The organism is Halorhodospira sp. 9628 (assembly GCF_022228075.1).
Taxonomy (GTDB): domain Bacteria; phylum Pseudomonadota; class Gammaproteobacteria; order Nitrococcales; family Halorhodospiraceae; genus Halorhodospira; species Halorhodospira halophila_A.
This window is the reverse complement of record NZ_JAJNRF010000015.1, coordinates 14911-26579: the sequence shown is the minus strand read 5'-3', so window position 1 is coordinate 26579 and position 11669 is coordinate 14911. Positions and strand designations below refer to the sequence as shown.

Annotated in this window: 9 protein-coding genes; 7 read left to right on the top strand and 2 right to left on the bottom strand. The window is 68.3% G+C overall.

Translation table 11 applies throughout. From position 1 onward, the window contains the following. The first annotated feature begins 1 nt into the window (after nucleotide 1). On the top strand, nucleotides 2-2038 hold the full coding sequence (locus LRG10_RS12080) for a CocE/NonD family hydrolase (protein ID WP_238635701.1): 2037 nt from the start codon (nucleotides 2-4) through the stop codon (nucleotides 2036-2038). Here the strand turns inward: LRG10_RS12080 and LRG10_RS12075 are convergent. After that, on the bottom strand, nucleotides 2035-3081 hold the full coding sequence (locus tag LRG10_RS12075) for a D-alanine--D-alanine ligase (protein ID WP_238635700.1): 1047 nt from the start codon (nucleotides 3079-3081) through the stop codon (nucleotides 2035-2037). The genes LRG10_RS12080 and LRG10_RS12075 overlap by 4 nt on opposite strands. A gap of 170 nt (nucleotides 3082-3251) precedes the next feature. Here LRG10_RS12075 and LRG10_RS12070 point away from each other — a divergent pair, with 170 nt between their 5' ends. The 6 genes from LRG10_RS12070 (at nucleotide 3252) to LRG10_RS12045 (ending at nucleotide 10448) form a co-directional block, all read left to right on the top strand. Beyond that, nucleotides 3252-4064, top strand: coding sequence for a serine protease (locus LRG10_RS12070; protein ID WP_238635699.1), 813 nt, complete (start codon nucleotides 3252-3254; stop codon nucleotides 4062-4064). Between the two features lie 9 nt (nucleotides 4065-4073). Further along, entirely contained in the window at nucleotides 4074-6002 is a 1929-nt protein-coding gene (locus tag LRG10_RS12065) for a hypothetical protein (RefSeq protein ID WP_238635698.1), read from the top strand. A 147-nt stretch (nucleotides 6003-6149) separates the two neighbouring features. Beyond that, entirely contained in the window at nucleotides 6150-7379 is a 1230-nt protein-coding gene (locus LRG10_RS12060; RefSeq protein ID WP_238635697.1) for a cyclopropane-fatty-acyl-phospholipid synthase family protein, read from the top strand. A 69-nt stretch (nucleotides 7380-7448) separates the two neighbouring features. Beyond that, entirely contained in the window at nucleotides 7449-7919 is a 471-nt protein-coding gene (locus LRG10_RS12055; protein ID WP_201170711.1) for a Crp/Fnr family transcriptional regulator, read from the top strand. Nucleotides 7920-8092: 173 nt separating this feature from the next. Beyond that, nucleotides 8093-8743 carry a DUF4870 domain-containing protein gene (locus tag LRG10_RS12050; protein ID WP_238635696.1) on the top strand — a complete coding sequence of 217 codons (651 nt, stop codon included), beginning with the start codon at nucleotides 8093-8095 and terminating at the stop codon, nucleotides 8741-8743. A gap of 178 nt (nucleotides 8744-8921) precedes the next feature. After that, nucleotides 8922-10448, top strand: coding sequence for an XrtA system polysaccharide chain length determinant (locus tag LRG10_RS12045; RefSeq protein WP_238635711.1), 1527 nt, complete (start codon nucleotides 8922-8924; stop codon nucleotides 10446-10448). On the opposite strand, the gene LRG10_RS12040 is transcribed toward LRG10_RS12045, so the two are convergent. Continuing rightward, the gene (locus LRG10_RS12040; RefSeq protein ID WP_238635695.1) at nucleotides 10405-11667 is read right to left on the bottom strand and encodes a glycosyltransferase; all 1263 of its coding nucleotides are present in this window, start codon (nucleotides 11665-11667) and stop codon (nucleotides 10405-10407) included. The two genes, LRG10_RS12045 and LRG10_RS12040, sit on opposite strands and share 44 nt — an antisense overlap. Nucleotides 11668-11669: the final 2 nt, after the last annotated feature.

The following is an 11669-nucleotide window of genomic DNA, read 5'->3' as shown; positions in this document are numbered from 1 at the left end:
CATGCGCATCGTCGAGGCGTTCCCGCAGAACATCCGGGTCATCGAGAACCTGTGGATCCCGATGCGCGACGGGGTCCGCCTGGCGGCGCGGGTGTGGTTGCCCGAGGACGCGGAGCGCTCCCCGGTCCCCGCGGTGCTCGAGTACATGCCCTACCGCAAGCGCGACTTCACCCGTCTGCGCGACGAGCCGTTGCACCACTACTTCGCCGGCCACGGCTACGCCTCCATCCGCCTGGATCTGCGCGGGACCGGCGACTCCGAGGGGGTGCTGCTCGACGAATACCTGGAGCAGGAACAGGACGATGCGGTGGACGCCATCGCCTGGATCCGCGAACAGGCGTGGTGCGACGGCAACGTCGGCATGATGGGCCTCTCTTGGGGAGGGTTCAACGCCCTGCAGGTCGCCGCCCGGCGTCCACCCGGACTGCGCGCCATCCTCACCATGTGCTCCACCGACGACCGCTACGCCGATGACGCCCACTACAAGGGCGGCTGCCTGCTCAATGAGAACCTGACCTGGGGCTCGAGTTTCTTCAGCCTGGCGGCCTGGCCACCGGACCCGGCCATCGCCGGCGCCAACTGGCGCGAACAGTGGCAGCAGCGACTCGACAGCCTGCGCCTGTTCCCGGCGGTCTGGCTCCAGCACCCCCATCGTGACGGCTACTGGCGCCACGGCTCGGTCTGCGAGGACTACGCAGCCATCGAATGCGCCGTCTACGCGGTGGGCGGCTGGTCGGATGGCTATGTCAACGCCATCCCTCGGCTGATGGCCGGCCTGAGCGCACCGCGCAAAGGGTTGATCGGCCCCTGGCCCCACGCTTTCCCCCATGCCGCGGTGCCCGGGCCGCGGATCGGCATGTTCCAGGAGGCCGTGCGCTGGTGGGATCACTGGCTCAAGGGCATCGAGACGGGGATCATGGACGAGCCCATGCTGCGGGTCTGGCTGGAGGAGTGGGTGCCGCCCTCGCCCTACCTGGAGTACCGGCCGGGACGCTGGGTGGCCGAGACCGAATGGCCCTCGCCGCGCATCCAGGCCCGCCGATGGCACCTGAACGTCGGCGCCCTGGGTGAGACGCCGGACGATCCCGAGGACGCGGTGCGCGTGCGCTCGCCGCAAACCACCGGGCTCAAGGGCGGCGAGTTCTACGGCTACGGGGCCGAGGGCGAGGGCCCCCTGGACCAGCGCGAGGATGACGGCAAGTCCCTGGTCTTCGACTCGGACCCGCTCCCCCGGCGGCTGGAGATCCTTGGTGCACCCCGGGTGGACCTGGTCTTGTCCGTGGACCGCCCGGTGGCGATGGCGGTGATTCGCCTCAATGACGTCGCCCCGGACGGCACCTCATCCCGGGTAAGCTACGGGGCGCTGAACCTCTGCCATCGCGACGGCCACGAGCAGCCGCGACCGCTCGAGCCCGGCGAGCGGTACCGGGTGCGGATCACCCTGAACGACATCGCCTACGCCTTCCCGGCCGGCCACACCCTGCGGCTCAGCATCTCCACCACCTATTGGCCCTTGATCTGGCCTTCGCCCGAGCCCGTGGCCCTGACGGTCCATACCGGGGTCAGCACCCTCGAGCTCCCGGAACGCCCGCCCAGCGCCCTGGATCGATCCCTGGCCCCCTTCGCACCGCCTGAGCGCGGCCCCGGCGCCGAACCCACGGCACTCGAGTGGGTCGATCCGCACCGGACGGTGGAACACGATCTAACCACCAACGAGACGATCTACAGCACCTTCGGCGACGCCGCCGATCTGGAGGGTGCTGCCCTGGCGCGGCTCGAGGAGATCGATCTCACCGTCGGCCACACCATCCGGCGCACCTTCCGCATCAACGAGACCGATCCCCTGTCGGCCCAGGCCCTGATCGACCTCGATGCCCGCCTACACCGCGAGGACTGGGACGTGCGGGTGACCTGCCAGACCCGCATGAGCGCTACCGCCGAACACTTCCGGGTCAGCGCCGAGCTAGAGGTCTTCGAGAACGGGGCACGCATCTTCCACCGCGACTACGACGAGTGGATCCCAAGACAGCTGCTCTAGATCTGCCCCCCGAGCGGCCGCCCTGCGGCGCCGTAGCGCTCCACGGCGGCCTGGACGATCTGCCCGAGGAGTTCGGCGTAGCTGAAGCCGGCATATCCGGCCATCATCGCCAGTTTCCCCTCCGGCCCCCAGGCGGGGTGGTTGTTGAAATCGAGCAGCCGCGGCTTCCCCTCGGCATCCTCACGGAAATCCACCCGCGCATAGTCCCGCGCCCCCAGCCGCGCGAACAGCTGCCGCGCGGCCTGCTCGAGCCCGACCCGTTTGGCCTCGTCGAGTCGCGCCGGGGCGAAGCGCAGCGACCGGTAGTAGGCGGATTCGGGGTCGGTCTTGGAGCCGTAGGAGAGGATCGGCGGCAGTTCCGGGGGCAGCGCCGAATAGTCGACGACCAGCGGCGGCAGGACCGACAGCCTGGTGGCCGGGTTGCCGACCAGCCCCACCGTGTACTCCGCCCCGGGGAGGAACTCCTGGGCCAGCGCCCAGACCACCCCGGATCCAGCCAGACGGCGCAGATAGGCCCGCGCCTGACGGGCGTCCCGCACCACGCAATCGGGCTCCATGCCGATGCTGCCGCAGCTGTCGTTCGGCTTGATCAGCACCGGGTAGCGCTTCGGCACCACCGGGCGCGGGTCGCGCAGATCGATGAGCCACTCCTCGGGCACCGCCACCCCCAGTCCGGCGGCTAGGGCGCGCACCGCCCCCTTGTCCCGCCCCAGCCCCATGGCCGTAGCCGTGGTCCCGGTGTAGGGGATGGCGAGCATCTCCAGCAGTGCCGGGATGCTGGCCTCGAGTTCCAGGCGGTTGCGGTAACCGTTGTCGCAGAAGTTCACCGCCAGGTCCGGCGGATGGTCACGCAGATCATCGATCAGCCGCTCGTGGTCATCGAAAACGCGCAGGCTCACTCCGGGCAGGGCCGCCAGCACTCGCTTGGCCTCCTCCGCCGCCGCCAGCTCCTCGGGGCCGATCCGTCCGTAGGGGCCGTAGGCGTAGGGCAGACGCGGGTCCCCGAAGAGGAGGCCGAGACGCAGTCCAGTCAGTTTGTTCACGGCGGGCGACCTCAGCAGTTGGGTCAGCAATCGCGTGTATGCGCTATCCTGAGTCTAGTCGTGCCTCGCCTCGTTCGAGCCAGGTGTTATGCTACCCGCGGCGGCTTTGCTCGACGGTAGACGAAGCGTCCGCTCAAACGTTTATAAAACCCTCTTGGGAGCCAGCAAGGATGACGCGAAGCCCCCGCCGCGCTGACCGCACTTGGCTGTTCAGCCTCTCTGCCATGCTGCTCCTCGCCTATGCCGTAACACCCGCCAGCCAAGCCGCGGATCAACTCGCGGATACGATCGAGACCATCGCCCCGTCCGTGGTTGGCGTGGGCACCCATGCGCCGACCCGCAACCCGCGGGTCGATTTCCGCGGCACCGGCTTCGTGATCGCGGATGGCAAGGCAGTGCTGACCAACCAGCATGTACTGCCCGAGCGCCTGGATGAGGAACGGCGCGAACAACTGATCGTGCTGGTTGGTGAACCGGGCTCGCCGGAGGTCCGTGCCGCGGAGACGGTGGCCCACTCCCGGGCCCACGACCTCGCCATTGTGCGCATCGACGGCGATCCGTTGCCGGCACTGAGCCTGGGCAACCCCGACGATCTGCGCCCCGGCAACCAGGTGGCCTACACCGGGTTCCCCATCGGCATGGTCATCGGCTTCTACCCCGTCACGCACACCGCGATCATCTCGGCCCGCACCCCGCTGGCCCTGCCCGCGCAGCGCGATGACCAGCTCGATCCCGGCCAGGTCGCCCGTCTGCGCCGCGAGCAACCGCCGATGGTCTTTCAGCTCGACGGCACCGCCTACCCGGGCAACAGCGGCAGCCCGGTCTACGATACGGCCACCGGGCAGGTCTATGCGGTGCTCAACAAGGTCTTTGTCCAGGGCGGGCGCGAGGCGGCCGTACGCGAGCCCAGCGGCATCAGCTACGCCATCCCGCTGGATCTGGCCGCGCCCCTGCTCGAAGAGTACGAGCGGAAATTCCGCTAAGTCGCCCCGGTGTCGCTGCTGCGCTGGAAGAAAAAGCCGCCCGACGGTTCGTCAGCTGACGAGCAGCCTCGTGGCGTTTCACTGGATCGGGAGGCCAATGAGCGCCTGGAGCAATGGTCCCGCGCCGTGCGCCGGGTGCGCATCTCCCGCTCGCTGCTCAGCCTGGCCTGGACCGCCGGCCCGGTCACCGGCCTGGGGCTGACCGGCGGCTACTGGGTGGCCTACGGTCATCCCCCCCACACCCAGCTGCTGATCTACTTCACGACCTTCACCATCCTCTCCGGCCTGATCGGCCTGCTGGCCAAGATCGTATACGACAGCACCTGGGGGCCGGCCCAGGAACGCGCCCAGGCCGATGTATCCAGCACCATCGATCACCTCGGCGACCTGATCCTGGCCAGCCGGGATCTTCATGTGGCCGGCCTCAGCGGCCAGGCGCGGCGCAGCGAAGCAGCCCGCCAGCTCCTGCGCCGGGTTGACCTCTCACCGGCCGGGATCGGCCTGGCCTGCCAGGACCTCACCGGCGATCGCCAGCTCGGCGAGGTCCTCGCGCGTATTGAGAGCTACCGCCGCTCGGGCCTGTTCACCCGCATCCGGGACCTCAACGCCCAGCACGAGGAACTCTTCGATACCGCGTACCAGCAGATCCGGCCGGAGGCCCCACTGGCCGCCAGCGCCCTGCGCGAGCGCTTCCTCGGTGAAGTGCCCCAGCTGCGAGCCGGCATCGCGCGCAACGAGGCCTTTATCGAACGCGTACTGGCGGGTTTCGAGGAGGATAACCCGCTGCTGATCACCATGGGCGACGTGGAGGACATGCTCGGGTTGGCCTTCGAGCTGATCAACGGCCGCGAGATCCCCATCCTCACGTTCACCTACCGCGGGCGATGGCAGCTTGCCCGCGCCCTGGAGACCCTGGAGACCGCACGCAGCCGCTATCGCCTGGCCCAGGCCGCCAGCGACAACCGCATCCGCGCACTCGCCGCCTGGCTGATCGAGGCCGACGCCCTGCCCTACGAGCTGGTCCCCGAAGAGTTGCCTTCCAATAAACTGCTGGAACGCGTCATGGCCGCCATGGACGACCTGCAGATGCGCATCGACCGTCTGCAGGCCCTGGAGCAACGCCGGGCCCTGGACCGGGCCAGCCGCGAGCGCCTGGCACGCACCGCGGACACCCTGGGCACGGCGCTGTCGCTGTACCGCTCGGCCCGAGAGGCCCTGGTCACCCTAGGCACTGCCCACGCGGAACTGCTTAAGGCCACCGAGCGCTGGAACGACCTTGCCGGAACCCTGCCCGGGGATCCGCAGCGACTGCGCACCAGCCGGGGCGGCCGGGGCCTGCGCATCGTCGAGCGGACGGTCGCCCTGGACGAGGACGCCCGGCAGACCGTCTGCCAGCAGATCATGCGTCACCTGCGCGACGAAGGGCTGGAGTGGTTGCGCAGCGACGCGCAGCCCCGCCGCCCCCGCGAGCAGGTGCGCGATCTGACCCCCCACCGAGCCCGGCACCTGGCCGTTGAGACCGCGCTGGCCCTGGAACCGCACATCCAGCTCTCCCGGCCCGAGGTCCAACGCGGCCTGGGGGCCACCAACGCGAGCTACCTTGGCGGCCTCGAGCCGGGCATGAGCGCCCGGGAGAAACGCGACCTCGGCGAGGCGATGGCCGCCAGCGTCGAAGAGGACCTGAGCCGCTCCGCTGAGCAGCTGGCACTTGCCCTGGTCCGCCACTACCACGTGGAACTCACCGAGGACGGGAGGCGGTTCCTGACCGAGACCTACGGCGCCCGCGAGCGGGTTCTGGCGACCATCTCCCGCGGGCAGCAGCTCAGCGAGCAGGCCAGCCAGGTGAGCCTGCTCAGCCGCCGCCCGACGCCGGTGCCGCTGCCCCGGCGCGACTGGTACCGCAGCCTCGTCCGCGCCCGACGCGCACTGCGCCGCTAGGCGCGGCGATACGGCGCACGGGGGTGCGCGCCTGCGTCCCGGCCACCCCCTGCAACACCATTGAATTCCTGAGCCAAACTGGGAGGAGTGCCGTGTGTCCGGCCTCCGGAACCGGGTCGCCCAGACAGACATCATGGAGTCGTGTCGATGAAATGGGTAGAACAACGACTTGGTCGACGAATCCGTCGCGGGACCCTGGAGCTGCGCTATGACGACGGAGAGCAGTGCGCCTACGGGGACGGCGGCCCGCCGCACGGGGTGATGCACATCCATCGCCGGCGCACCCTGCGGCGCATCGCCCTCGATCCGGAGTTCATGCTCGGCCAGACCTACATGGACGGCGACTGGAGCCCCGGTGAAGGCGGGCTGCTCGGCGTCCTCGAGGTGCTGCTGAACAACTTCCCGCCACCACGCGCCCGCGGCGTCAAGGCCTGGCTGCTGTGGGCCGCGCGCCCGCTGCAGCAGTGGAACCGAGCGGCCGCGGCGCGGCGGAACATCGCCTCCCATTACGACCTGGACGACTGGCTGTTCCAGAACTTCCTGGACGCCGATATGCACTACTCCTGCGCCTACTTCGAGGATCCGGACATGGACCTCGAGTCGGCGCAGCGCGCCAAGGCCGCCCACATCCGCCGCAAGCTGTGCCTGCGGCCCGGCGACCGCGTGCTCGATATCGGCTGTGGCTGGGGTTCGATGGCGATCCACCTGGCCCGCCATGAACAGGTCGAAGTGGTGGGCCTGACCCTGTCGAGCGAGCAGCAGCGCCTGGCGCAGGAACGCGTCCGGCAGGCGGGCGTGGCCGACCGCGTCGAGATCCGGCTGCAGGACTACCGCGACGTGACCGGACCGTTCGAGCGCATCGTCAGTGTCGGCATGTTCGAGCACGTGGGGGCGCCCTTCTACGACACCTACTTCGACACCATCCGCCGACTGCTCACCGAAGACGGTGTGGCACTGGTCCACAGCATCGGGCGCTTCAATCCGCCCGGCGTGACCAACCCATGGATCCGGCGTTACATCTTCCCCGGCGGCTATATCCCGGCCACCTCCGAGGTCATGAGTTCGGTGGAGCGCGTGGGCATTCGCACCACGGACATCGAGGTCCTCCGGCTGCACTACGCCTACACCCTGGCCAACTGGCAGGCACGCTTCCAGCGCATCCGCGGACGCGTGGCCGCCGCCAAGAGTGAGTCGTTCTGCCGCATGTGGGAATTCTACCTGGCGGTCAGCGAAGCCGCCTTCCGCTGGCGCGGCATGATGGTCCTGCAGCTGCAGCTGGCGCGGCAGCAAGACGCAGTGCCTTTGACACGCGATTACCTTTACAGTGGGGAGCGCGAAGAGCGCCGATGGCCGGAGCCATCGCGGATTGCAAGCTGAGCCGTTCCCGTCGATCGGCCGGGCGCGGGGCCGGCGGCGGCGGACCATCCGCCCCAGGAGGCACGCACCATGCCCGCAACGATTGCCAACATCCTGTCCGATCAGGAGTTCTTCGAGGGGCTGGAGCGCGCCCACGTGGAGTTCCTGGCCGAATGCGCCAGCCCTCGCACCCTGGAGCGGGATGAGGTGCTGTTCCGCCACGGCGACGCCGCGCGCGCCTTCTACCTGATCCGCTCCGGTGATGTCGTGCTCGAGGTCCCGGCGATCAGCGGGCCCACGCTGGAGGTCCAGCACCTGGGGGCCGATCAGATCCTTGGCTGGTCCTGGCTGATTCCCCCGTACCGCTGGAATTTCAACGCCCGCGCCGAGGATAAAACCGAATTGCTGGAGTTCGACGGCGCTGCAATCATCGCGCGCTGCGAGGCGGATCCGGCTTTCGGATATCAGATTCTGAAACGCTTTTCGGCGCTGATGTCGAAACGATTGGATGTGGCAAGAGAGCGCATGATGGATCAGTGGAACCCCCCGGGTTTCGCCTAACATCCTGTTGCACAAAGGCAACCGATGGGCCGCGCGCAATGGTGGTTACCCGCGGGAATCAACAGGGGGCGGCCCGGAACTGCGGTTTGCGGAGGTTATCGCTCCTCGGTATTGTAACGACGGGCCGGGGGTATGATTCGCCCTGATCGGGCTTTTTCATGGAGGTGTCCAGAATGAGCGAGGACATGAACGACAAATCGACCAAGAAAACCTCGGAAACGAGCACCAAGAGCAGCACCACCAAATCCACGGGTAGCACGGCCAAGGCCGGCACCACCAAGTCCGAGAGCGCCAAGTCCGAAGCTGCCAAGTCCGGCACGGTGGAGACCGCTGCCGAGCAGGGCAGTGCCGGCAAGGGCACGAGCAGCACTGCCAGCAGCAAGGCGAGCAGCTCCGCCTCGACCACCAGCAGCTCCACAACGGCGAGCTCGGCGGCTTCCGATTCCGGCAAGAGCAGCAGCGATAGCGCCGAGGCCTTCCTCGGCAACTCCGGGCTGCCGCGCCACTTCGCTGCCGGCCTCTCCTACGTCGGCGGTCCCGTTACGGGGGCGATCTTCCTGCTGCTCGATCGCGCGGACCCGTTCGTGCGCTTCCATGCCGCACAGTCCCTGGCGATCTCCGCGGTCATCGCCGTGGTCTGGATCTGCGTGGCGATCCTCAACGCCGCCTTCGCCGGCATGCCCCTGGTGTTCTGGGTGGGTCTGATCGGCCTGCTGTTCATGGCCTTCAACGCCTTCCAGAGCAAGGATTGGGAGGTGCCAGTGCTCGGTGAGTACTCGCAGAAGCTCTCCGACAAGGTGTCGCCGGACGACGAGGGCAAGTAAAACGCTCTCATCTGTCTTAAGGCATCCGGTCGCCTTCCGCCGGCCTCAGGCCGGCGGAAGGTTTTTAGACCCTCTCGTTTCTTAAAGAGCGGCTATACTCCTTCGTTGAGGCGGTTGCGGGGACCGCCGCGACTCGGCCCGCAGGCCGAGGACTGACGTGGGGGAGCAGGCCGTGGGGCTGGAGCAGCTTTATAAGGACCTTATTCAGTACCTGCGTGCGATCTGGCATCGCCGCTGGTGGATCGTTCCGTTCGCCTGGGTCATCTGCCTAAGCGGCTGGACCTACATCCACACCCTCCCCGACGTCTACCAGTCCTCCAGCCGCGTCTACGTCAACACCCAATCCGTGCTCGACCCGCTGCTGCGCGGCATGACCGTCCGCCCGGACACCGATCAGCGCATGCGGATGATGTCCGCAACCCTGCTGAGCAACGACAACCTTCGTGACATCGCCCGGCAATCGGATCTGGACGTCCTCCTCGGCCAGGACAACGAGCAGGCCCTGATCAACACACTGCGTGGTGGGATCCAGCTGCGCAGCCAGGGGCGTGACAACATCTACACCATCTCCTTCTCGCACCGGGACCCGGAGGTCGCCTACCGCGTGGTGCGCGAAACCTCCAACCTCTTCATGGAACGGGGCCTGGGAGACTCGCGTACCGACTTGCTCAGCTCCCAGAGCTTCATCGAGCGGCAGCTAGGGCGCTACGCCCAACTACTGCGTGACAAGGAGGAGGAGATCGAAGCCTTCAAGCGGGAGCATGTCGCCCTGCTCAGCGCCGGCGGGAACTACTACGCACGGCTGGAACGGGCCCGCGAGGTGCTGGCGCAGACCCGCCTGGAGCGCGAGGAGCACCTGCGCCGGGTGGAGACCCTGCAGGCGCGCCTGGACGAGGGGCGCAGCTCGCTGCCATCCGACAGCAGTTTGAGCGACCCCCGCCTGGATGAAAGGATCAGCCGCCTGCATTCGCAACTGGATGAGATGCGCCGGCACTTTACCGACTCGCATCCGGACGTCGTGCAGACCCGGCGCATCCTCGAAGACCTGGAGGAGGAGCGGCGCAATAGCGTCGAGCTCGCCATGAGCGAGGGCGGCCTGGAGCTCTCCGGCATCGACACCCCGGTGCGCCTGGCCCTGGCCGAGGCCGAGAGCCAGGCGGCCGCCATGGACACCCGTGTGCGTGAGCACGAGCGCCGTGTGGCCAACCTGAAAGAGCTGGTGGACCAGGTACCCGCCATCGAGTCCCGATACAACGCCCTGACGCGGGACCACGAGGTCCTGCAGCAGAGCTACCGGCAACTGCTCAGCACCCGGGAACGGGCGGTGCTCACCGGCACCGTGGAGACCGAGACCGCGGCGGTGGACTTCCGGGTCCTGGAGCCCCCGCAACGACCCAGCAGCCCCGCGGCCCCGGACCGCCCCCTGCTCGCCAGCGGAGTTCTCCTGCTCGGCCTCGGTGCAGGGTCCGGCGTCGCTTTCCTGATCTCGCAGATCCGCGGGACGTTGGCCTCACCGGCACAGCTAGCTGCGCTGACCGGGCGCCCGGTGCTCGGGGTGGTCAGTCGCGTCCGCACCCCCACCCGATACCGCCGTCAGCGCCGGGAGATCACCGTCTTCACCCTGGCACTTATCGGACTGATGATCGCGTTCTTCGGTGCCCTCAGCCTCTACAGCGGGGGGGGGTTGGGCGGGCTGATCGGCTAGTCGCGGCCTGCTGCAGCCGCGCCACCAGCACCGGGATGCGCTCGGCCCAGCTGTTCCGCCGGGCATATGCCAGGATCGCCGCATGATCCCACTCCCGGCTCAGCGCATCGAGGATGGCCCGGCGCAGGGCTGGACCATCTCCAAACGGTACCAGCTGGCCCAGGGTGTCGCTGGAGACGACCTCGCGATTCCCGCCGACATCAGTGGCGACCACCGGCAGGCCGCAGGCGAAGGCCTCCAGAAAGACGTTCGCCCACCCCTCGAAACGGGTCGGCAGGACGAACAGATCGGCCGCGGAATAGCAGTGGCGCAGCCGCTTGGGCGGAACAGGGCCCGTGAACACCACCCGGTCGGCCACCCCTTTTTGCTCCGCCAGCGCCCGCAGACGGCCCTCGTCGTTGCCATCCGGGCTGCCCCCGCCCACCGCCAGGTAGTAGAGATCCGGCTGCTCCTGGAGCATCTGCGGTAGCTGCTCGATGACCCGGTGGAAGCCCTTGCGCTCGTTGAGCGTCCCCACCGTGATCAGCACCCGGGCATCGGGCGGGATACCCAGCGCCTGACGGGAAGCCCACCGGTCCTCCGGATAAAAGAGGTCGAGGTTGATCCCGTTGGGCACGACTTCCACCGAGATGCGATCAGGCTCCATGCTTAGCGCAACCTGGCGCAGCGAGTCGCAGACCGAGAAGACCCGAGCCGCCCCACGCAGCGCTCGGCGGGCCTGATACCGCGCCAGCCGGGTGCGCGAGATACGCAGGATGGTCCCACGCAGCGTGATGGTGTAGGGGCAACCGAGCCACCGGGCAACCAGCCACGCCGCTACGCCATCGGGGTAGATAAAATGCGCATCGATCAGATCCAGCTGCCCGGCGCGACGCAGCCGCCGCAGGGTCGGCAAGACCCCGAGCGCCTGAAACAGCCCGTCCAGGCTCTTGAACACCCCGGGGATGCAGAGAAAGCGGGGGTGATGGACGTCGATCCCCTCGCGCTGCTCGTGGCGCGGCACCCGGGGCCGGAACCAGGGCCGCCAGTAGCGGATCAGTCCCTCCCCGGGGAACCAGGGCACCGGCGCCACCACCACCAGGGGCAGGTGCCGGGCAACGCGGGCCATCCGCTCCTGGACGAATACGCCGAAGGTCGGCTGCGCCGCGTTGGGGTAGACCCGGGTGAGCACGACAATCCGCGGGCCCGCAACCGCATCCGGGCCGGAAGGCTCCTGCACAG

Excerpts from the sequence above, each read along its gene's own strand:
- LRG10_RS12080 (WP_238635701.1), top strand. The coding sequence starts at position 2 with ATGCGCATCGTCGAGGCGTTCCCGCAGAACATCCGGGTCATCGAGAAC.
- LRG10_RS12050 (WP_238635696.1), top strand. The coding sequence starts at position 8,093 with ATGAGCGAGGACATGAACGACAAATCGACCAAGAAAACCTCGGAAACG.
- LRG10_RS12070 (WP_238635699.1), top strand. The coding sequence starts at position 3,252 with ATGACGCGAAGCCCCCGCCGCGCTGACCGCACTTGGCTGTTCAGCCTC.
- LRG10_RS12060 (WP_238635697.1), top strand. The coding sequence starts at position 6,150 with ATGAAATGGGTAGAACAACGACTTGGTCGACGAATCCGTCGCGGGACC.
- LRG10_RS12055 (WP_201170711.1), top strand. The coding sequence starts at position 7,449 with ATGCCCGCAACGATTGCCAACATCCTGTCCGATCAGGAGTTCTTCGAG.